This window comes from Thermomicrobium sp., from assembly GCF_053493975.1.
In genome coordinates this window covers 1-21,665 of sequence record NZ_JBRBZA010000047.1, presented here as the reverse complement: position 1 = coordinate 21,665, position 21,665 = coordinate 1, and the positions used below count along the sequence as shown (strand labels likewise).

Here is a 21,665-nt window from a genome sequence, read left to right as displayed (position 1 = left end):
GGTGCGTCGATGGCCGTCCGGCTGGCTGAACGTCGTCGCCCCGCACCCGCGAGCCAACTCGCCGATGATCCGCTCTGGTACAAGGACGCGATCATCTACGAACTGCACGTCCGTGCCTTCTTCGACAGCAACGGTGACGGAATCGGTGATTTTCCTGGGCTCACGCAGAAGCTCGACTATCTCGAAGATCTGGGCATCACGGCCGTCTGGCTGCTTCCCTTCTATCCGTCCCCGCTCCGCGACGATGGCTACGATATTGCGGACTATACCGACGTCCACCCGTCCTACGGGACCTTGCGGGACGTCAAGGAGTTCATCCGGGAGGCTCATCGGCGCGGTATCCGGGTCATCACCGAGCTGGTGCTGAACCACACCTCGGACCAGCATCCCTGGTTCCAGCGTGCACGTCGTGCCGCGCCGGGTTCGGTCTGGCGGAACTTCTACGTCTGGAGCGAGACGCCGGAGAAGTACAAGGAAGCACGCATCATCTTCAAGGATTTCGAAACCTCCAACTGGGCGTGGGATCCAGTCGCCAAAGCCTATTACTGGCACCGCTTCTATTCGCATCAGCCGGACCTCAATTACGACAATCCAGCGGTCCGGCGCGCGATCCTGCGTGTCGTCGATTTCTGGATGCGGCTCGGCGTGGACGGCATGCGGCTGGACGCCGTCCCCTATCTCTACGAGCGCGAGGGGACGAACTGCGAGAATCTACCGGAAACCCACCAGTTCCTCAAGGAACTCCGGCGCTACATCGACGAGCGGTACCCGAACCGGATGCTGCTGGCCGAGGCGAACCAGTGGCCGGAGGACGCGGTCGCCTATTTCGGCAACGGTGACGAGTGTCACATGGCTTTCCACTTCCCGCTCATGCCGCGCCTCTTCATGGCCATCCGCATGGAAGACCGCTTCCCGATCGTCGATATCCTCTCCCAGACGCCCCCGATTCCGGAAACAGCGCAATGGGCGCTCTTCTTACGTAACCACGACGAGCTGACGCTCGAGATGGTGACGGACGAGGAACGCGACTACATGTATCGCGTCTACGCCCGCGACCCGGTCGCACGCATCAATCTCGGAATCCGTCGCCGCTTGGCTCCCTTGCTCGGCAACAACCGGCGACGGATCGAGCTCATGAACGGCCTGCTGTTCTCGCTCCCCGGAACGCCGGTCATCTATTATGGCGACGAGATCGGCATGGGGGACAACATCTACCTGGGCGACCGCAACGGTGTCCGTACTCCCATGCAGTGGAGCGCGGACCGCAATGCTGGTTTCTCCACCGCGCCGCGCCAGCGACTCTACCTCCCGGTGATCGTCGATGCCGAGTATCACTACGAAGCGGTCAACGTCGCGGCCCAGCAGGCGAACCCGCATTCGCTCCTTTGGTGGATGAAGCGCCTGATCGGGCTGCGCAAGCAGTTCAAGGCCTTCGGTCGCGGCTCCTTCGAGCTCATCCCGGTCGAGAACCGCAAGGTCCTGGCTTATGTCCGTCGGTACGAGCAGGAAACGATCCTGGTCGTCGCCAATCTCTCCCGCTTCGTCCAGTGGGCGGAACTCGACCTCTCCGCCTATCGGGGGCTGGTGCCGGTCGAGCTGTTCGGGCGCATCGAGTTTCCGCTGATCGGCGACGAGCCGTATCGCGTCATGCTCGGCCCGCACAGCTTCTCTTGGTTCAGCCTGGAGCGACCGCGGGCTGGCGAGGAACCGGTGGAGATCACGACGAGCGAGCTTCCGCTCGTCCCGGTGCGCGAGCGCGAAGGGACCTTGGAACTGGGGATCGGGCAGCGCGCGCTCGAGGAGCTCCTGCCGCGTTACCTGCGCCAGCGACGCTGGTTCGCTGGAAAGGCGAGGCGGATCAAGGAGGTCCGCATCAGCGAGCAGCTCCCACTCGTGACCGGTGAGTCACCCGCGACCCTGGTTCTGGTCACGGTCGAGTACACCGAGGGGGATCCGGAGCAGTACGTCTTGCCGCTGGCACTCGCCCGCGGTGAGCGGGCATACGAGATCGTCGAGCGCACGCCCCATGCGGTCATCGCGCGCGCGTTGGTCGAGGGAAGCGAGGCCCTGCTCGTCGATGCCCTCGCGGAGCCGGCCTGCGTGCGCAATCTGATCGAGCAGATCGGTCGTCGGCGCCGCTTCCGCGGCGAGCACGGCGTCATCGTGAGCCAGCCGACTGCCGCCTTCCGCCGCCTGGTTCGACCCGACACGCCGCTCCCGGAGCCGGTACTCAGTCGTGCCGAGCAGAGCAATACGACCGTCATCTTTCCGGATCGTGTGCTCTTCAAGCTGTATCGGCGGGTCGAACCGGGGCCGAATCCGGAGCTGGAGATGGAGCGCGCACTCAGCGAACGGCTCGGCTTCCCACACGTGCCGCCATTGGCCGGAAGCGTGGAGTACCAGCCAGCGCAGGGTGAGCCGATGACGCTGGGGATCGTGCTCGGCTACGTGCCGAACGAAGGGGATGCCTGGCAGTACACGCTCGACGAACTGACCGGCTTTCTCGAGCGCGCCCTGGCCTACAGCGAGGATCCCCCCTCGCTCCGGCTCGATGTCGAGTCGCTCCTCGACTTGGCTGGCCAGACCCCACCGACGATGGTTTACGAGCTCATCGATACCTACGTGGAAGCCGTGCGCTTGCTCGGTCAGCGGACGGGTGAGCTGCACCGGGCGCTGGCGAGCGTGACCGACGACCCGGCCTTCGCGCCCGAACCGTTTTCCATGCTCTCCCAGCGCTCGCTCTATCAAGCGATGCGCAGTCACCTCTTGCAGACGCTCGCTTTACTGCGCCAGCAGCTGGCCAGCCTGCCGGCCGCTACCCGCGAGCAAGCGGAAGCGGTGCTCCAGCGCGAGCGCGAGATCGTGCAGGTCTACCAGAAGCTCCTCCAAAAGCTCTTGCCCGCGCAGCGGACCCGCTGTCACGGCGACTATCATCTCGGGCAGGTGCTCTACACCGGCCGGGACTTCGTCATCATCGACTTCGAGGGGGAGCCAGCGCGCTCGCTCAGCGAGCGGCGACTCAAGCGCTCGCCGTTGCTCGACGTAGCGGGGATGCTCCGCTCCTTCCACTATGCTGCCTCGGCGACGCTGCTCGAGCAGCAGCAACGTGGTTTGCTGTCCGATCTCGCTCGGGCGGAGGCCTGGCTGCGCTTCTGGTACGGCTGGGTCTCGGCGGTCTTCTTGCAAGGCTACCTGGAAGTGGTCGGCCCGACGGTCCTCGTCCCGAGCAATCCCGAGGACCTGGGAGCGCTGCTCGAGGCGTACCTCATGGACAAGGCGATCTACGAGATCCGCTACGAGCTCGGCCATCGCCCCGCCTGGCTCGCGATCCCGCTGCGCGGTGTTCTCGAGCTGCTGCGGGCGCGGGAGGGGAGTGCATGACGAGGCGCCAGGCCTTGCGCCAGCTGGCGCGCGAGGCAGGTATCCAGTTAGCGTATCGCGATCTCGCTGGACAGCGTCAGGTGGCGAGCGACGAGGCCCTGCTCGCTGTTCTGCGCGCGCTCGGTTTTCTCATCCACACGCCGGAGGAGGCACCAGCCGTGCTCGCGGAGTGGCGGCAGGCACGGCTGGCTCGTCGGTGCGAGCCGGTCCAGGTGTGGCGAGTCGGTCGCGGTGCGCCGCGGCTCCAGCTCGTGCTTCCCGCGTTCCAGGAAGGACGGTTCGAGCTCGTCGTCCAGCGCGAAGATGGAGCGGTGCTGGACCTGCGACCAGCTGAGCGGCGTTGGTCGCAGGACCAGGCCGGGCAGTCCACGACCGCGCTGCCTGCAATTCGGGTCGACCTCGCCCTGCCGCACGAGCTCCCGCTCGGTTACCATGCGGTGACGATTCGTTGTCCGGATGGCCAGGAAGCGCGGACGCTGCTCGTCGTCCGTCCACCGACGGTGGCGCTGCCTGGCGCACTCGGCATCGAGCGGACGTGGGGGAACTTCCTGCCGCTCTACGCGCTCTGGCGCGACGAGCCAGGTGACGGTGCGACCTACCGGCGACTCGGCGAGTTCGTCGCCTGGACGCGCGAACGCGGTGGGGAATTCGTCGGAACGCTCCCACTGCTCCCGACTTTCTTGGGCGAGCGCCCGTACGACCCCAGTCCCTATGCACCGGTCAGTCGGCTCTTTTGGAGCGAGTTCTTCGTCGATCCAGGCTGGTCTCCTTTCCCCGACCTGGTGCGCGCGGGCCGGTTGGTCGTCTCTGGAGATGAGCAGGGGAATCGCTTCGTCGAGTACCGGGCGACCTGGCGAGAGCGCTTCCAGGCGCTAGCGGTGCTGGCGCGGGAGGCCGCTCGACACGAGCGGGTGCGGAGCGAGGTGGAAGCGTGGCTGGCCGAGCGGCCGCTCGTGCTGGCCTACGCCCGCTTCCGCGCGGCGGTCGACCAGGGTGAGCGCCTCCCCTCGCCTCGACCTGACCGCGGGCAGGACCAGCGTCTGGATGAGGCCGCGTGGATCTATGCGGTCGCTCAGTGGCTGGCGAACCAGCAGCTGGCTGCCGTGGGCAAAGAGCGACTGTACCTGGATCTTCCGCTCGGCGTGCACCCGGAAGGGTTCGATGTGTGGTACTGGCCGGAACTCTTCGCTCAGGGGGCCAGCGCTGGTGCACCGCCCGATCCCTTCTTCGCCGGGGGACAGGTGTGGGGTTTCCCGCCACTGCATCCGGAACGGATCCGGGAGGACGGCTATCGCTACCTGCGAGCGGTACTGGCCCATCACCTGCGGGCAGCACGCTTGCTTCGGATCGATCACGTGATGGGTTTCCATCGACTCTATTGGGTACCGGCCGGAGCGAGCGGGCGCGAAGGGGTCTACGTCCGGTATCCGGCCGAAGAGTTTTACGCGATCCTGGCGATCGAAAGTCAGCGTGCCGGCTGTGCCGTCGTCGGGGAAGATTTGGGTACGGTGCCGTGGGCGGTTCGCCGGGCGATGCGCCGGAACGGTCTGCTCCGCATGTACGTGCTGCCGTTCGAGCGCCGGGACGGTCGGTTCACCGAGCCGCCGCCGGATGTCGTGGCGAGTCTGGTGACCCATGATCTGCCACCGTTCGCCGCGCTCTGGGACGAGTGGGGGCCAGAGATCCAGGAAGCGGTACTCGGCTGGCTGGCCGAACGTGGTTCGCGAGCAGCGCTGGAAAGCGATCGCCGAGCAGCGGCGCTGCTCGGACTGCTCCGCTTCCTGGCGGAGAGTCCAGCGGCAGTCGTAGCGGTCAACGTGGAAGACCTCTGGTTCGAGCGGGAGCCGCAGAACCGGCCCGGAACGGGGCTGGAAATGCCGAACTGGCGGCGCCTGGCCCGTCTCGGCTCGGCGAGCTTCGGTCGTGACCCGTTCGTCACGCGTGCGCTCGCCATCGTCGAGACGGCACGGAAGGGAGGAGCGGGATGACTGGTCGATCAGTGGGCCCGGCGCGTCATGACCGCTCGCTGCTGACGGAGCACGATGTCTACTTGTTCAACGAAGGAACATGGCTCCGCGCCTACGAGAAAATGGGCGCTCATCCCTGTGTGCTCGACGGCGAGGAAGGAGTCTTCTTCGCGGTCTGGGCACCGAATGCCGAGCGCGTCTCCGTGGTGGGCGACTTCAACGATTGGACACCGGGCAAGCATCCGCTCGCTCCGCGGGGCTCTTCCGGTATCTGGGAGGGGTTCATCCCGGGACTCGGCCCGGGGGCCCGCTACAAGTACCACCTCGTCTCTCGCTATCACGGCTACCAGGTTTTCAAGGCGGATCCGTACGGTTTCCGGCATGAATGTCCACCCGGTACCGCCTCGATCGTCTGGGATCTCACCTACGAGTGGCAGGACGGCGACTGGATGCGACGGCGCGGGCGAGCCAATGCACTGGATGCGCCGCTGCAGATCTACGAGGTGCACCTCGGGTCCTGGATGCGGGTCCCGGAAGAAGGCAACCGCTGGCTGACATACCGAGAAATCGCTCCCAAGCTCGCCGAGCACGTGCAGCGCATGGGCTTCACGCATGTCGAGTTCTTGCCGGTGATGGAGCATCCCTTCTACGGTTCGTGGGGTTACCAGATCACCGGTTACTTCGCGCCGACGGCGCGCTACGGCACTCCCCAAGATTTCATGGCGCTCGTCGATGCGCTGCACCAGCAGGGGATCGGGGTCATCCTGGACTGGGTTCCCTCCCACTTCCCTACCGACGAGCACGGACTCGTCTTTTTCGACGGGACCCACCTCTACGAGCACGCTGATCCGCGCAAGGGGTTCCATCCGGACTGGCACTCCGCGATCTTCAACTACGGGCGCAACGAAGTACGCACGTTCCTGTTGTCCAGTGCGATGTTCTGGCTGGACCGCTACCATGCCGACGGACTGCGCGTCGATGCAGTGGCCTCCATGCTCTATCTCGATTACTCGCGCGGCCCAGGCGAGTGGATTCCCAACGAGTACGGTGGGCGCGAGAACCTGGAAGCGATCGCCTTTCTGCGTCGCCTGAACGAGGAGATTTACCGGCACTATCCCGATGTCCAGACGATCGCGGAGGAATCGACTGCCTGGCCGATGGTCTCCCGGCCGACCTACGTCGGTGGGCTTGGCTTCGGGCTGAAATGGGACATGGGATGGATGCACGATACGTTGCTCTACTTCAGCCGCGACCCGATCTATCGGAAATACCATCATCACGAACTGACGTTCCGTATGCTCTATGCCTTCACGGAGAACTTCGTGCTTCCCCTCTCGCACGACGAGGTGGTGCACGGGAAGGGCTCGCTCCTCGCCAAGATGCCCGGTGACGATTGGCAGAAATTCGCCAATCTGCGACTCCTCTACGGTTACCAGTACACCCAGCCTGGCAAGAAGCTCCTCTTCATGGGGGCGGAGTTGGCTCAGTGGCGGGAGTGGGATCACGAGACGAGTCTCGACTGGCATCTCTTGGAGTACGCGCCCCATCGAGGGATCCAACGGTGGCTCGCTGATCTGAACCGACTCGCGCGCTGCGAACCCGCGCTCCACGAGCGCGATGTGAGGCCCGACGGGTTCGAGTGGGTCGACTGTAACGATGCCGAAAACAGCGTCCTCGTCTACTTACGCAAGAGCCACGACCCAGCGGACACTCTCTTGATCGTCTGCAATTTCACTCCCGTGCCGCGACAGAACTACCGTGTCGGCGCGCCGGCTCCCGGTTTTTGGCGGGAGCTCCTCAACAGCGATGCCCGCGAGTACGGGGGGAGCGGCTGGGGCAATCTGGGGGGTGTGGAGACCGTGCCGGTTCCCTGGCATGGCCGACCGTACTCGCTGGTCCTCACGCTGCCGCCGCTGGCGATCCTGATCTTCAAGCGTGCGACCGAGGGGAGCGTTCGGTGAGGTACGTCTGCATTCATGGCCACTTCTATCAACCACCGCGGGAGAATCCCTGGTTGGAGGTGGTCGAGCTCGAGGACAGCGCGTATCCGTATCACGATTGGAACGAGCGGATCACTGCCGAGTGTTATGGACCCAACGCGTGGTCGCGGATCCTCGATGCGCGTGGCCGGATCACGCGCATCGTCAACAACTATGCCTGGATCAGCTTCGACTTCGGCCCGACGCTCCTCTGGTGGCTCGAGCGGGCTGCTCCTGAGGTCTACCGTGCGATCGTGGAAGCAGACCGACAGGGGAGCCAGCGGTTCGGGGGGCATGGCCCAGCTATCGCCCACCCTTATCATCACGTCATCTTGCCCCTAGCGAACGCGCGCGATCGGCGCACCGAGCTGCTTTGGGGTATCCGGGACTTCACGTACCGTTTCGGGCGACGTCCCGAAGGGATCTGGTTGCCCGAAACGGCGGTCGACCTCGCGACCCTGGAAGTCGTCGCGGAATTGGGTATCACGTTCACCATCTTGGCACCCCACCAGGCAGCTGCCGTGCGACCGCCTGGGTTTTCCGGCTGGCAAGACGTGTCTGGTGGGCGCGTGGAAACGACACGCCCTTACCGCTTGACGCTCCCGTCTGGGCGCGAGTTGGTCGTCTTTTTCTATGACGGGGCGATCGCGCGCGATGTCGCCTTCGGTGACCTGCTGCAGGACGGGCGGCGACTGGCGGCTCGCTTGCTGGCGGCAGCGAGCGATACGGTCGATCGCCTGGCGCATATCGCGACCGATGGCGAAACGTACGGTCACCATCACCGGTTCGGTGACATGGCCCTGGCCGCAGCGATCGCAGCGCTGCGGGCCGAGCGCGATGCGCGAGTCGTGACGTACGGTGCCTATCTGGCCACGCACCCGGCCACGTGGGAAGCGCAGATCGTCGAGGAGACCTCGTGGAGCTGTGCCCACGGGATCGAGCGCTGGCGCAGCAACTGTGGCTGCCAGACCGGTGCTCATCCCGGCTGGACTCAGGAATGGCGTGCGCCGCTGCGTGCTGCGCTCGACTGGCTGCGCGATACCATCGCGCCGCTGTACGAGCGGTACCTCGGGACACTGCTCCGCGATCCGTGGGCTGCCCGCGACGATTACATCGAAGTCGTGCTCGATCGCTCCCCGAAGAATGTCCAGCGCTTCTTGGAGCGTTGGCAGGTGCGCGCGCTCCAACCGGACGAACAGGTTCGCGTGCTGGAAGCTTTGGAGCTCCAACGGCATGCGCTCCGCATGTACAGCAGCGATGCCTGGTTTTTCGACGAACTCTCCGGGCTGGAGACGGTCCAAGCCTTGCAGTCGGCAGCGCGCGCGATTCAGATCGCCGAAGAACTGTTTCAGGTTCCGCTCGAACAGGAATTCGTCGAGCGGCTGGCCCGTGCTCCCAGCAACGTGCCGCAGTACCAGAATGGTCGCGGTGTCTGGGAGCGCCTGGTGCGTCCAGCGCGCGTCGAGTTGGCCAACGTGGCAGCGCATTATGCCTTGAGCGCGCTCTTCGAGGATTATCCGGAGCGTGCGGCGATCGGCTGCTTCGAAGTGGAACGGCTGGCCGGCCTGGCCCAGCGAGCTGGCCGGGCTCAGCTCTATGTCGCTCGTGTCCGCGTGCGCTCGAGCTTGACCGGTCGTCAGAGTGCTTTCGTGACTGCGGCGCTGCACTTGGGAGAGCACAACTTGGTGGGCGGTGTCGAGCCGGATGGGACACCGGAGCGATACGAGCAGGTGCTCGCCGCGTTGAGTGCGCCGTTCACGCGGGCCGATCTTGCCGAAACAGTGCGGGCAATGGATCGCGTCTTCGGTCATGCCGAGTATTCGCTCCGGTCCTTGTTCAAGGACGAGCAGCGCAAGCTGGTCGACGTCATCTTGACCGCGACGCTTGCTGAGGCCGAAGAGCTCTATCGGCACTTGTACGAGGACAGTCAGCCACTGATGCGGTTCCTCAGCGAACTGGGCATTCCCATCCCGCGCGCTTTCCTGACGGCCGCCGAGGTGACGGTCAACGCCGATCTCCGGCATACGCTGGCCGAGCCGCGTCCGTCGATCGAGCGACTCGAGCAGTTGTTCCGAGAAGCTGAGACCTGGCAGCTCGATGTGGATCACCCGGGGCTGGCCTATGCAGTCCAGGAGGCGATGGAGACGCTGGCGCTCGAGTGGCGCGAGAATCCCCAAGACGTGGCCCTCATGGAGACGCTCGCTGGCCTGGCTCGCCTTGCGGTGCATATCCGGGAGCCGATCAACACCTGGCGCGTCCAGAACATCGCGTACGAGCTGCTGCTCCGGGAGTTCCCGGGCCAACGTGTCCGAGCCGAAGCGGGCGACGCGGTTGCCCAGAACTGGTTGACCTGGTTCCGAACGCTCTGCGACGTTCTCTGGATCGCGGTGGAGAGCGGCGAGGGCGAGATCAGCGCAGCCTGAGGAGACGACGCCAGGCGAAACGACGGCGCTGGTCTTCGGCGCGGCGAACGGCCTCCGCATGGGCACGATCGGCGAGGGTGTCATCGAGCGGTGGCAGCTCACCCGACCAGCCACGCAGTTCGAGGGCACGAGCGATCAGGTAATCGGCGAGACGAGGGTTCTTGGGGAGCAGCGGGCCGTGGAGATACGTGCCGATCGCGTGCCGATAGCGACAGCCCTCGGTTCCGTCTCGCCCGTTGTTTCCCCAACCGATACGGACAAGGCCGAGCGGACGAGCGCTGGGCCCGAGGAAAGTTTGCCCGCTGTGGTTCTCGAAGCCGACCAGTTCGCCGAACTCCTCCGAGTCCACGACGATGTTCCCGATCATGCGCCGTGCCCCGGCGATCGTCCAGGCGTCGAAGAGACCGAGACCCGGGAGTTCGGGGCCACCATGTGGCCGATAGAAGTGTCCGAGGAGTTGGTAGCCGCCGCAGACAGCCAAGAGCGGAACACCGCGTTCGATCTCCGCCCGCAGCGTTTCGCCTTTTGGTCCGGCGAGATCGCGCGCGGCGGCGATCTGTTCGCGGTCCTGACCCCCGCCCCAGAAGAAAAGATCGCAGCGACCAGGTTCGAGCCGATCACCCACACCGATCTCCAGCACGTCGACCGCGATGCCGCGCCGACGGCAGCGTTCCACGAGCGCGACGATGTTCCCGCGATCACCGTAGATGTTCATGGTCCGTGCGTAGAGCCAGCCGATCGTCAGGCGCATCGTGCGCTCCCTCACTGGCGCCAGAACTCGCGGGCCAGCCCGCGCCGACCGAGCTCGCGCCGGAGTTCCAGTAGCGCGGTGTACGTCGCGAGGACCCAGCCGCAACTGCCGGGGGGAAGCGTTTCCACCCAGCGATCGAGCGCGCTGGCGACGCCAGCGAACTGGTGCACTGGAGCGATCCCGGCGTAGGCGAGCCGGAGCGCCATGTCCGCGCCGCGGATGCCCCCGGTACTGACTGGTGCCTCGAGTGCCCGCAATGGTTCGAGATCGACGTCCCAGAGCCAGGAGACGTCTCGCCCGTCCGCGTCCAGATCGTTGATCAAGATGAGGATCGGCTGTGGCTGGGTAGCACTGGCGATCAGACGGATCGCCTCGTTGAAGCCGGTCGGATTCTTGACGAGCAGCAACGTGACGGTTCGTCCCGCCAGTTCGACGCGCTCTTGTCGGCCGAACGCTGCCGTCACGCCCGCGAGCCCCGCAACGAGCTGCTCGGGGGTGAGTCCCACGGCGAGGCTCGCCGTGGCTGCGGCCAGCACGTTGTAGGCGTTGTAGACGCCGGTGAGCTGGCTCTGGAGGACGAGTTCCCGCTCACCGTAGACCGTTTCCACTGCGAGCGTCCCCTGCTCCATGCGCACGCAGCGACCCGCAACAGTCAGCGGGGGACGAGCGAACGGGCAAGCCGTGCAGCGGTAGGCACCGAGATGGCCGAGAAAAACCTGCTCGTACGCGAGCGGAGCACCGCACCGCGGGCAAGATCGCCAGTCGGCCGCGTGTGGCAGGGCAGGCAGGGCGATGCGGGGGTCAGCGAGCCCGAACGTCCAGCGTCGATCTGCGAACCGCTCGGTCAGTGCAGCGAGGATCGGGTCATCGGCATCGACCACGAGGAGCGTCTCCGGTGGAAGCGAGTCCAGGGTGCGTTCCCACAGGCGGACGATCGTTTCCAGTTCACCGTACCGGTCGAGTTGGTCGCGAAACAGGTTGAGCAGGACGAGCAGCCGAGGACGCAGCGCCTGGGCGATCGCCGGGAGGGCGAACTCGTCGACCTCGAAGATGCCCAGATCACGGTGGATCGTCCCTGACCAGTCGATCGTTTCCAGGAGCGTGGCGGCGACACCACGCGGCAGATTGCTCCCCGACCGGTTGTGCACGATCGTCAAGCCGATCGATTCGAGTGTTCCAGCCAGAAGCCGCGCAGTCGTCGTCTTTCCGTTGGTTCCCGCGATGAGGATTGTCCCATGTGGAAGCGCGCGACCGGCCGTGGCCAGGAAGCTCGGCGCGATGCGGAGTGCGAGCAGTCCCGGAAAGGCCGTACCACCGCCGAGTCGCAGGCGGCGAGTTATCTGGATCGTCAGTCGACCGGCTGCGATGGCGAGCAGCGTCGCAACGTTCATGCGTCCAGTCTACTGGGGAGCACTGCTCACCAGCACGCTGGCCGTGCGGAGCGATGAGATATCGACGAGCGGCCGGACGATCAAGCGCAGCTCGTCGTCAGCGACGTGGCGCGAGCCGCCGATCACCACGCCGATGACGAGACCAGGTGGAATGCCGGCGGTGCGTCCCGACGTGACGACGAGTTCGCCGTTGCGGAACGGCGTGTCCGGAGGAAGGTGTCGGAGAATCAGCGAGCCGCTTCCGCGCCAGCCCTGGCCATAGACGATCCCTTCGGTGCCCGATTCGGAGAGTTGCGCACCGAGCTGGATGGAGGGGTCGGTCACCGCGGTCACTTGGGAGCGGTCAGGCTCGACCCGCGTCACGATACCCACGAGGACGTTGGGATCGAGCACGGCCATACCGACGCGAATGCCTGCCTCGCTGCCTCGATCGATGACGAAGACCCGTTGTGGTCGTTCTGGATCGAATCCGATGATGCGTGCCGGGACGAGTTGGAGTCCAGGATGCTCCTGCTGGAAACGCAGCTGTGCGCGCAGTTGGTCGAGTTCCTGCTGCGCTTGGCGCAGCCGGGCGACTTCGGCGAGGAGCGCGTCTCGTTCCGCGCGCAAGCGCTCGACTTCCGCCCGGAGTTCGCGCTCGGAGCTCGTGGCGGGCACAGGGAGGGACGCGATGGCAGGCGCGATGCCGCGTTGGACAGCCGTGACGAGGCCGGTCAGCGGAGCCGTGATCCTGCTCAGTCGCTGCTGGCGGTCGAGGACCACGAGCACCGTGCTGGCCAGGAGGAAGATCACGATGAGGAGCGTCGTGCGCTTGAGCGTGAGCGGCATGCCTCATCCGTGTCAGGTCGTCGAGCTCGAAGCAGCCGGTACGCGCCGCTGTTGCGTCCCTTGCAGGGCGCGCTGGTAGAGGTGGAGTGCTTCCGCGACACGGCCGGTGCCGCGCGCGACACAGGTCAGCGGGTCGTCGGCGAGGTAGACCGGGATCCGGAGTTCAGCCTGGAGACGCTTGTCCAGACCCATGAGCAGTGCTCCACCGCCCGCGAGCACGATCCCTCGCTCCATGATGTCAGCCAGTAGCTCCGGTGGCGTCTCTTCGACACAGGAGCGGACTGCCTCGATGATCTGGTTGACCGGTCCAGCGATCGCCTCGCGGATCTCCACCGAACTCACTTCGACTGCTTTGGGCAGGCCGGTGAGCACGTCTCGTCCCCGCAAGATGACTCGCCGTTCTTCTTCGAGCGGGTAGGCGGAGCCCGCGGCGATCTTGGCGTTCTCGGCGGTTCGCTCACCGATGATCAGGTTATGGTCGCGCCGTGCCCATTGGACGATCGCCTCGTCGATCTCGTCTCCCGCCACACGGATCGAGCGATTGACGACGATGCCACCCAACGAGATGACCGCGACTTCGGTCGTCCCGCCGCCGATATCGACGATCATGCTGCCGACGGGCTCGTTGATGGGAAGACCGGCGCCGATGGCAGCTGCCATCGGCTCCTCGATCGTGTATGCCTCCCGCGCGCCGGCACTGAGCGCGGCATCCTTGGCCGCTCGCTTTTCCACTTCGGTGACGCCGGAGGGGATACCGATGACGACTCGCGGATGGGGAGTCAGGAGTTGCTGGGCGTGGACCTTCCGGATGAAGTAGTGCAGCATGATCTCCACGGTGTCGAAGTCGGCTATGACCCCGTCCTTGAGCGGACGGACAGCGACGATCGTATCGGGTGTCTTGCCGACCATCGCTTTGGCTTCGACGCCCACGGCTAGAACTCGCCGCGTCTTCTTATCGACTGCGACGACGGATGGCTCGGAGATGACGATACCTTTGCCGCGCACGTAGACGAGCGTGTTCGCCGTGCCCAAGTCGATACCGAGGTCGCGGCTGAACAACCCGAACAGTGCGCTGAGTGGTCGAATCATGGTCGAGCCCTTCCTCTCATCGGCCTCATCCCAGGTAGAGCGCCGGATCCTGGTAGACGCCGTTGTACATGATGATGAAGTGGACGTGCGGGCCGGTCGAATAGCCGGTGCTCCCCATCGGGCCGATGTACTGTCCCTGGTTGACCCACTGTCCGACTCGCACTGGTGGTGGTTCGGCCATATGCCCGTACCAGGTCACGAAGCCGTTGCCGTGATCGATCGCCACGGCATACCCGAGCCCGTAGTTGTTCCATCCGCTGAAGATGACCGTTCCGCTGTCTGCCGCCACGATCGGTGTGTACATGTTGTTGGCGATGTCCCACCCGTTATGACGGGCATGGAAGTACTGCGTAATGACTCCGGTAGTCGGCCAGATGAAGGAGCCACGCGGTGCTTGGCGCTGAGCGGGTGGATTGCTCGGCGCCGATGCTCGTGGGGCGGGAGGCGGCGGTGGTGGCGGTGGTGGCTCACCGCCTGGGATCATCACGAGTTGGCCGACGCGCAGGACGCCGTTCGGCCCGATCCCGTTCATCGGGTAGTTGCGGATCGCATCCGGCTCGACTCCCCAGTACTTGGCCAAGGATTCGATCGTATCCCCTTCCTTGACTTTGACCATGACTCCATCGGTCGGCAGGATAGCCAGTTGCTGGCCGGGATAGATCAGTTCGGGATCAGGCAAGGAGTTCGCCCAGGTGATCGTCTGCACCTTGAGGCCGAAGCGCTGGGCGATCTTCCAGAGCGTGTCTCCCTCCTGGACGGTGTACATGACCACGCGGTCGCGTTGGGGCATCTTGCCGCCCGGGACCATGATCAGACGATTGGGCACCAGATCGGTGTCGCGCTGAACGCCGTTGGGCTCGTAGCCGGTGATCGCGTCGGGTTGCACGCCGTAGCGTGCCGCGATCGTCTCGATCGTGTCGCCCTCGCGCACCACGTGCAGCATGCCATCGACTGGTGGCACGCGGAGCTGCAGCCCAGCGGGTAACGGGGCCCCAGGATCGAGGAGATTGTTCGCCCAGAGCAGCGTCTCGACGCTCCGGCCAGTCGCTCGCGCCACATCGTAGATCGTCTCTCCTGCCGCCGTGACGTAGGTGTCGAGCACGAGGATGTCCGGCTTGACAGCGAGCCCACCTGTCGCCAGATAACCGACGCGCGGATCGCTCACCGTCAAGTCGGGAACGCTCGCGACCGGTTGGCTATGTGTGCCGGACAGGATGTCCTGGATCACCGTGATCTGGTCAGTTCCAGCTGCGACGCGGATCGGAGCGGGGCGCCGCCAGAATCCCCCACCGATCGCGACCGCCGCGACGCAGACGATGACCGAGAAATGGAGGCACCAGCGCCCGATCGTGCGATTCGTCCGCCGGCGCTGGAGCGGCTGCTCTGTTCGTTTCGGTGGGTGCAGGAGAGGTCGTGGCGGTTTGGGTGGGGCGACGACGGTGCCGTTCGCACTGCCCGCGAACGCACCATTGCTCCGGGCAGCGAGCCGCTCGTGCACAGCGTCGGTCGATTCGATCGCGGGATGCCCGTTCGGATGCCCATTCGCTGGTTCGCACACGTCGTCCAGCTCAGGCGTCCAGCCGAAGCGCACCGCTCGGGTGGCGGACGGCTCACGATACTCCTCGCTCGGCGGGTTCGTCGGCATCGTCCCTATCCGGCTTCCCTTCCCTCAGCGGCTCGTCGATTCGCTCGTCGTGACGCCGAACTCGCCGATTCCGCGATCCTCACGGGCAGGATAACATGTCCAGTGGCATCAGTCAAATCCAGGGCGCCGATTTCCGCGCTTTGTGGCCTCACCGGAAGGTCATGAATTCCTGCCTTCACGAATCGTTCACCGTTCGGTACGATGGCACATGACAGTGGATGAGGGCGCTCGGCGATGGAAGAGACGCGTGCCAGAACAGCGCAGGGGCTGACGACTCTGCCGACCGAAACCGTGCATGCCATCGTCAATCCGGTGGCCGGAAGCGGTCGTCCAGCTCGCGCCTGGCCGGCGGTGCGTCGTCACCTCGAGTCGCTCGGCCTGCGTGTGGAGGAAGTGCACACAGCCGAGCCTGGAGCGGGGATCGCGCTGGCTCGGCAACTGGTCGAGCGTGGTGCTCGCGAACTCCTGGTCATCGGTGGCGATGGCACGGTGAATGAGGTCGTCAATGGATGCCTGGACGTGCAGGGACAGCCGATCGGCCCGGTGACGCTCACCATCGTACCGTGCGGGACGGGACGCGATTTCCCCCGACTCTTCGGTATCGTCCGGCCGGAACAGGCGGTCGATCTCCTGCGCTACGGGCAGCGCTGCCGCGTCGATATCGGCGCGATCCGCTTTCGTGCCTTCGATGGCTCCCCCCGTCAGCGCTACTTCGTCAACATGGCGGATATCGGGCTCGGGGCGGAGACGGCGGCCTGGGTCAGCCAGTCGACCAAGCGACTCGGTGGGTTCTTCGCCTATCTGGTCGGCGCGATGCGGACGATTCTCCGCCATCGACCGGCCGAACTCGCGATCGAGATCGAGGGCACGACCGTGTTTGGCGGTCCAGCGCTCATGGTCGCATTAGCCAACGGTCGCTTCCATGCCGGTGGCATGCGGATCGCACCGATGGCCTCGGTGACGGACGGGAAGCTGGAAGTGTTCGCCTTGCGTCGAGTCTCGCGATTCGTCCTGCTCGGCTCCCTGCTTCCGGCGGTCTATCGAGGGACGCACCTTGCCCATCCAGCCGTCGAGCATTGGACCGCTCGTCGCGTCGTCGCGGTGCGCAGTGCCGAGCCCGTGCCGATCGAAACGGATGGTGAGGTGGTGGGGACGACGGACATCGAGGCGTGGGTCGTCCCCAAAGCGCTGTATCTTCGCGTGCCGCGTGGCACCTGCGATGCTTCTGCTTGACCCCGCGATGACTCCTCTGCCACAATCGGGCGATGGGGTATGACCCGACACGAGAACAGTCGAGGAGAACGACGCAAACGATGACGACAGAGCAAAAGATGTACAACCAAGTCGAGGCGCTCGCCGAGGCACTGCGTCTTCTTTCCGAAGAGCCGGAAAGCGGCACGTTTACCGTCTATGGGGAACCGCCGACTCCGCGCCTGCGCTGGTTCGTCGAGGGTCTGCGGCAGGAACTGGAGCGGCACGGTCATGTCTACCACGAGCAGCCGATTCCCGATATCCGGCTCGTCCTCAGCGTTTTTGCGCATGATCGGCCGCGCCGGTATCGCCGCAAAGCGCAGGCGACCTTCGTCGTCGGCATTACCGAGCTCCCGGAGCGCCCGGCGGACGTCCTGAGTGCCTGTTATCCCTTCCTGCTCTATGCGCTGGCGAATCTCGTGCTCATCTTGGTTCCGGGCGCGGAGGGTCCAGAGGCGCATTTCGTCACGCTGGAGCGTGGTCATTACGGTATCCCCTACCGGGAAGGCGAGGACGCCCAGTTTTTCGCGACGATCTACGAGCGCTTGCATCCTTTGGCTGCATCGCATCTCGTCATCAACAACGTGTTTCGCACCGACCTCGAGCCGGAGCTCTGGAATGGTGACGAGATCACGGAGCAGATCTCGCGGGCCGGGAAGCGACTGGAAGCGATGAACCTGCTTCCCGCCCCGTTCCCTGTCCACGAACTCTTGAGCGAGGACGACTTGCGGCACGTCAAGCGCCTGTATGGCCTCGGCGGGCTGAGCTACGGCAACTTGAGCGCCCGTAAGGATCGGCACCGCTTCTGGATGAGCGCCAGTGGCGTGAACAAGGCGCAGCTGGAGGTTATCGGCCGAGACATTCTGCTGGTCAGCGGGTTCGATCCCACCATTCCTGCCATCGTGTTGAGTGTGCCGCCCAACGTCGAACCGCGTCGGGTTTCGGTCGATGCGATCGAGCACTGGATGATCTATCAGCAACATCCGGACATCGGTGCGATCGTCCATGTCCATGCCTGGATGGACGGTATCCGCTCCACCGAGATCAATTACCCGTGTGGGACGCTGGAGCTGGCACTGGCGGTTTCCAACGTGCTCGCCCAGGAGCCTGATCCGACCCGAGCGGTGATCGGCCTCAAGAATCACGGGGTGACGATCACCGGGCGGAGCATGGACGAGATCCTGGAGCGCATCGACGGGAAGCTGATCCCGCAAGTCCCGATGACCTGATCGTGGCGAGCGCAACCTGCCTGCGACGGCGTCTCGGGTCGGTTGCGCTCGAGCGGTGATCTCCTCAGACCTGGTTGGCTCCGGGAAACGCGAAGACTGCCTTGATGACGCCGTTCGCCCCTTTGCCAGTCACTGTCGCGAGCGCTTCCCGGTACGCGGTGAGCGCGAAGCGGTGGGTGACGAGCCAGCCCAACTCGACGCGACGCTCGGCCATCAGTCGCACTCCATGGGCGATGCTCGAGGCACGGATCCCGTCCAGTTCCTCCTCCGCATAGGCCATCGATCCGCGGATCTCGACTTCGCGCAGCCAGATCGGTGTCCAGTCCACGTGGCGAGGGTCGCTGGCCAGACCGACGAGGACCACGTGCCCGCCAGCCCGCGTGAGGGCGAGCGCGTCGTGGACGGACCGGCTGGAGCCGACACAGTCGAAGACCTGGTCGATCCCACCTTGGACCAACCAGCGACCGAAGCGTGCACGCAGGACACGTGCACCAGTGAGGCGCGCGATCTCACGGTAGAGCGCCGGGCCAGTCCGACCCAGGAGAACGAGATCGGCCCCGAGTCGCTCGGCAGCTCGGGCTTGGAACGGATACTTTGCCGTCACCAGGATGCGCGCTTGCGATCCGATCGCTCGCAGCGCTGCGACCGTCAGGAGTCCGATGATGCCAGCGCCGAGGACGAGAACGGTCGCAGTGTCGGGAGGTCGGTTTTGGAGCACCGCATGGAGCGCGACGCCGAACGGCTCGGCGAGGACGGCTTCCTCGTCCGTCAGCTGGTCAGGGATCGGGATCAGCTGCGATCGGTGGGCGACGAAACTGGCGCTCCAGCCTCCACCCGTGTCGCGGCAAAAGCCGATCATGATGCCGGGCGCGATCGTGCCCTCGCGAAAGCGCAGACAGCGGTTCGGGAGACCACGCGCGCACTCGCTGCATGGTTCGCGAAAACCGCGTGCCGCACAAGCGAGCAGCGGATTGACCGTGACGCGTTGCCCGACCCGAAAGCCTTCCACTGCTGAGCCGAGTTCGCTGATGTACCCGGTTACTTCATGGCCGAGCGTGAAAGGGAAGGAGACGAGCGGCGAGGTGGTCGGGCTAGCGTGGAGGGTGATCACTCCGATGTCGCTTCCACAAATCCCACTGTAGCGCGTGGTGATCTTGACCCATTCTGGTGTCGGCAGGCGGGGTTCGGGGACGTCGCGCAACTGGAGAAGCCCGAGTCCGTTCCAATACGCCGCCGGTTGCCAGCGACCGACCACCTTCGCCAAGAGATAGCGCGGCACACTCTCCACGATTTGGAGCGCGAGCATCGATCCTCCTTTACGCACTGGCCGGGCCGGAGACGATGCGGCCTGGCATGGCTCCGGTGTGGAGACCGTCGCGGAGCACGCTGACGCCGTTGACCCAAACGGAGCGGATGCCGGTTGCGAGCTGATGCGGATCCTCGAACGTGGCTCGATCGGCGACCGACTCGGGATCGAAAACGACCAGGTCGGCGAAGAAGCCGGGGCGCACCTGCCCGCGGTCGCGGATTCCCAGCCGGTCTGCCACTGCCGAGGTCATCTTGCGGATCGCCTCTTCCAGTGTCAGGTCGCGCAGTTCCCGCACGAAGCGGGCCAGGACGCGGGGGTAGGTACCGTAGGCGCGCGGATGCACGGGACCCTCGGCACGCGCCCAGGCCGGATCGAGCCCACCGGCATCGGTCGCGACCTTGATCCACGGCTGCCGAAGCGCAGCCCGTACGTTCGTCTCGTCCATCACGAAGTAGATGGTGAAGATGTTCCGTCCTTCGATCGAAAGGAGATCGATCGCGGCATCGATCCAGTCCTGCCCGCGCTCCGCCGCGATTTCGGAAAGCCGCTTGCCGACGAAGCGCTGCAGGCTGGGATGGTGCAGACCCACCGGCATGATCCCCTCCGGGCCAGCCTCGGTGCCGAGCGCTTCCCAGTCGCCGGACGGATTGGTGACGTCTCGCCGAATCCGCTCGCGCATAGCGGGGTCGCGCAGGTTCTCGTAGAAGCGTCCACCGGCTGCCATCCATGGTGGCAAAACGGAGGCGAGGCCGGTTCCCGCAGCGGTGTAGGGGTAGACGTCAGCGGTGACGTCGACTCCGTCGCGTCGAGCGCGCTCGATCCGTTCCAGCACGCTGGGAAACTTCCACCAGTTGCGGCGTCCCGATGCCTTGAGATGGTAGATCTCGACTGGGATTCCAGCCTGCTGGCCGATCTGAATCGCTTCCTCGAGTGCCTCGAACAGTCGCACACCCTCGGAACGGATGTGCGTGATGTAGAGTCCGCCCCAGCGGGCCACTTCCCGGCAGATCTCCACGATCTCCTCGGTAGAGGCATACGCGTCAGGAGGATAGATCAGCGCGTAGGCGACACCGAAGGCCCCGTCTTCCATCGCTTCGGCGACGAGACGCCGCATGGCGGCGATTTCGTCCGGGCTCGCCGGCGACAGGTCGTAGCCCTTGACGTACTCGCGGAGCGTTCCACCAGCCAGGAAGGAACCGATATTGGGTGAGACGCCACGCTCGACCATCGCTTCGAGCCAATCGCGGAAGCGTCGCCACTGCCGTGCGCGCTCTTCCCATTCGGGCAAGCGACGGGCGAAGAAGGTGCTGGGGATCGGCTCGCTGATGCGGCCTCCGAACGGTGCTGGTGTCCATCCCTCGCCCATGATCTCGGTGGTGACTCCCTGCGCGATCTTGGAGAGCGAGCGACCATCGCGCATGAGCGGGTAGATGGAGTGGCTCTGGATATCGATGAAACCGGGACAGACGACGTAACCGCTCGCATCGACCACGTCGCGCGCGTTTCCCGGCTCGATCCGGCCGGGTGGTGCGACGGCGACGATTCGGTCGCCGCGGACAGCGACATCGGCTCGAAACCATGGATTGCCTGTTCCGTCCACCACGCGTCCGTTGCGGATGAGGAGATCGATCTCCATGCTCGCCCTCCCGGCCCGGTCAGTCGAGGCTATCGTAACGCAGCCGGGCGAGCGGGACGAGGGATCAGCCTCGCTTCAGGGAGAGCGGTGCTGGCGCCATTCGTCGTACTCGCGGTGTGCTTCCTCGGAAAGCGGATAGTACTTCCGCAGGTCTCCGCCAGCAGCGAGACGTTCCCGGGCGAACTCCTCCCATTCGGCGTGCTCGCGGGCATCGGCCAGGACGGCCTCGGCGAGCTTGCGGGGCACGACCACTGCGCCGTCGTCATCGGCGATGATGATGTCGCCGGGGAAGATCAGTCGTTCACCGCAGGCGATGGGGACATTGACTGCGAAGGGGAAGAGATCGGTTTGCGTGTGGAAGTTCGGGGTGACGCCGCGCAGCCAGAGGCCGAGGCCGAGGTGTTTGACGCGGGGAAAGTCGCGGATACAGCCGTCGACGACGACTCCGACGCCGCCTTTGGCTTTGAAGTAGGTCAGCATCATCTCACCGAAGACACCCGAACCGAGGTGACCGCGCGCGTCGACGACGACGACATCCCCCGGCTGAGCCTTGTAGAGGACGTGGCGGTGCAGCTGGCGCTCGACGTCCCCATACTCTTCGAGCCTATAGACGTCCTCGCGTTTTGGCATGAACTGCAAGGTGAGTGCCGGTCCGACCACTTTCATACCGGGGGAGTGGCTCACCAGGCCTCGGAGGTGGGAATCGCGGATGCCGAGCCGATAGAGCGCACCAGTCGCGGCAGCGCTGCTGACTTCAGCCAGAAGTGCCTCGATCAGCTCGCGCGG

The 21,665-nt window shown here is 65.2% G+C and carries 14 protein-coding genes; 6 read left to right on the top strand and 8 right to left on the bottom strand.

The genetic code is table 11. The features are described 5' to 3' along the window. Positions 1-9: 9 nt before the first annotated feature. Genes treS through ACWIVK_RS08265 form a run of 4 tightly spaced genes read left to right on the top strand, consistent with a single transcriptional unit; the run spans position 10 to position 9,750 of the window. A complete protein-coding gene (treS, locus tag ACWIVK_RS08280) occupies positions 10-3,381 on the top strand; it encodes a maltose alpha-D-glucosyltransferase (RefSeq protein WP_448576177.1) in 3,372 nt (1,123 codons plus the stop codon). Further along, entirely contained in the window at positions 3,378-5,369 is a 1,992-nt protein-coding gene (locus ACWIVK_RS08275; RefSeq protein ID WP_448576176.1) for a 4-alpha-glucanotransferase, read from the top strand. The genes treS and ACWIVK_RS08275 overlap by 4 nt, the downstream gene beginning before the upstream one ends. Next, complete coding sequence (gene glgB, locus ACWIVK_RS08270) at positions 5,366-7,309, top strand: 1,4-alpha-glucan branching protein GlgB (RefSeq protein WP_448576175.1); 1,944 nt, start codon at positions 5,366-5,368, stop codon at positions 7,307-7,309. The genes ACWIVK_RS08275 and glgB overlap by 4 nt, the downstream gene beginning before the upstream one ends. Further along, positions 7,306-9,750: a DUF3536 domain-containing protein gene (locus ACWIVK_RS08265; RefSeq protein WP_448576174.1), complete on the top strand. Its 2,445-nt coding sequence runs from the start codon at positions 7,306-7,308 to the stop codon at positions 9,748-9,750. Before glgB ends, ACWIVK_RS08265 begins: the two co-directional genes overlap by 4 nt. On the opposite strand, the gene ACWIVK_RS08260 is transcribed toward ACWIVK_RS08265, so the two are convergent. The 5 genes from ACWIVK_RS08260 to ACWIVK_RS08240 are packed head-to-tail and all read right to left on the bottom strand — an operon-like array spanning position 9,737 to position 15,454. Then, positions 9,737-10,501, bottom strand: a complete 765-nt coding sequence (locus ACWIVK_RS08260; RefSeq protein ID WP_448576173.1) for a type 1 glutamine amidotransferase — start codon at positions 10,499-10,501, stop codon at positions 9,737-9,739. The two genes, ACWIVK_RS08265 and ACWIVK_RS08260, sit on opposite strands and share 14 nt — an antisense overlap. Before the next feature lie 11 nt (positions 10,502-10,512). After that, on the bottom strand, positions 10,513-11,892 hold the full coding sequence (locus ACWIVK_RS08255; RefSeq protein ID WP_448576172.1) for a MurT ligase domain-containing protein: 1,380 nt from the start codon (positions 11,890-11,892) through the stop codon (positions 10,513-10,515). Positions 11,893-11,901: 9 nt separating this feature from the next. Then, the gene (gene mreC, locus ACWIVK_RS08250; RefSeq protein ID WP_448576171.1) at positions 11,902-12,720 is read right to left on the bottom strand and encodes a rod shape-determining protein MreC; all 819 of its coding nucleotides are present in this window, start codon (positions 12,718-12,720) and stop codon (positions 11,902-11,904) included. Between the two features lie 12 nt (positions 12,721-12,732). Next, entirely contained in the window at positions 12,733-13,809 is a 1,077-nt protein-coding gene (locus tag ACWIVK_RS08245) for a rod shape-determining protein (protein ID WP_448576170.1), read from the bottom strand. A 25-nt stretch (positions 13,810-13,834) separates the two neighbouring features. Next, entirely contained in the window at positions 13,835-15,454 is a 1,620-nt protein-coding gene (locus tag ACWIVK_RS08240) for a LysM peptidoglycan-binding domain-containing protein (RefSeq protein WP_448576169.1), read from the bottom strand. Positions 15,455-15,688: 234 nt separating this feature from the next. On the opposite strand from ACWIVK_RS08240, the gene ACWIVK_RS08235 reads away from it, so the two are divergent. Both ACWIVK_RS08235 and ACWIVK_RS08230 read left to right on the top strand, forming a co-directional pair. Continuing rightward, a complete protein-coding gene (locus ACWIVK_RS08235) occupies positions 15,689-16,687 on the top strand; it encodes a diacylglycerol/lipid kinase family protein (protein ID WP_448576168.1) in 999 nt (332 codons plus the stop codon). Between the two features lie 80 nt (positions 16,688-16,767). Further along, positions 16,768-17,934: a class II aldolase/adducin family protein gene (locus ACWIVK_RS08230; protein ID WP_448576167.1), complete on the top strand. Its 1,167-nt coding sequence runs from the start codon at positions 16,768-16,770 to the stop codon at positions 17,932-17,934. Between the two features lie 64 nt (positions 17,935-17,998). On the opposite strand, the gene ACWIVK_RS08225 is transcribed toward ACWIVK_RS08230, so the two are convergent. From ACWIVK_RS08225 to ACWIVK_RS08215, 3 genes are all read right to left on the bottom strand, one after another. After that, positions 17,999-19,240 (bottom strand): zinc-dependent alcohol dehydrogenase, encoded by a 1,242-nt coding sequence (locus tag ACWIVK_RS08225; protein WP_448576166.1) that lies wholly within the window; start codon positions 19,238-19,240, stop codon positions 17,999-18,001. A gap of 10 nt (positions 19,241-19,250) precedes the next feature. Continuing rightward, positions 19,251-20,879, bottom strand: coding sequence for an N-acyl-D-amino-acid deacylase family protein (locus tag ACWIVK_RS08220; protein ID WP_448576165.1), 1,629 nt, complete (start codon positions 20,877-20,879; stop codon positions 19,251-19,253). Positions 20,880-20,954: 75 nt separating this feature from the next. Beyond that, positions 20,955-21,665: ribonuclease activity regulator RraA (locus ACWIVK_RS08215; protein ID WP_448576164.1), on the bottom strand; the 711-nt coding region annotated here is incomplete at its 5' end.

Bases quoted from the DNA above. Each gene is read 5' to 3' on its own strand.
- ACWIVK_RS08220 (WP_448576165.1), bottom strand. From the start codon at position 20,879: ATGGAGATCGATCTCCTCATCCGCAACGGACGCGTGGTGGACGGAACA.
- ACWIVK_RS08275 (WP_448576176.1), top strand. From the start codon at position 3,378: ATGACGAGGCGCCAGGCCTTGCGCCAGCTGGCGCGCGAGGCAGGTATC.
- ACWIVK_RS08230 (WP_448576167.1), top strand. From the start codon at position 16,768: ATGACGACAGAGCAAAAGATGTACAACCAAGTCGAGGCGCTCGCCGAG.
- mreC (WP_448576171.1), bottom strand. From the start codon at position 12,720: ATGCCGCTCACGCTCAAGCGCACGACGCTCCTCATCGTGATCTTCCTC.
- ACWIVK_RS08225 (WP_448576166.1), bottom strand. From the start codon at position 19,240: ATGCTCGCGCTCCAAATCGTGGAGAGTGTGCCGCGCTATCTCTTGGCG.
- ACWIVK_RS08260 (WP_448576173.1), bottom strand. From the start codon at position 10,501: ATGCGCCTGACGATCGGCTGGCTCTACGCACGGACCATGAACATCTAC.
- treS (WP_448576177.1), top strand. From the start codon at position 10: ATGGCCGTCCGGCTGGCTGAACGTCGTCGCCCCGCACCCGCGAGCCAA.
- ACWIVK_RS08245 (WP_448576170.1), bottom strand. From the start codon at position 13,809: ATGATTCGACCACTCAGCGCACTGTTCGGGTTGTTCAGCCGCGACCTC.
- ACWIVK_RS08235 (WP_448576168.1), top strand. From the start codon at position 15,689: ATGGAAGAGACGCGTGCCAGAACAGCGCAGGGGCTGACGACTCTGCCG.
- ACWIVK_RS08240 (WP_448576169.1), bottom strand. From the start codon at position 15,454: ATGCCGACGAACCCGCCGAGCGAGGAGTATCGTGAGCCGTCCGCCACC.
- glgB (WP_448576175.1), top strand. From the start codon at position 5,366: ATGACTGGTCGATCAGTGGGCCCGGCGCGTCATGACCGCTCGCTGCTG.
- ACWIVK_RS08255 (WP_448576172.1), bottom strand. From the start codon at position 11,892: ATGAACGTTGCGACGCTGCTCGCCATCGCAGCCGGTCGACTGACGATC.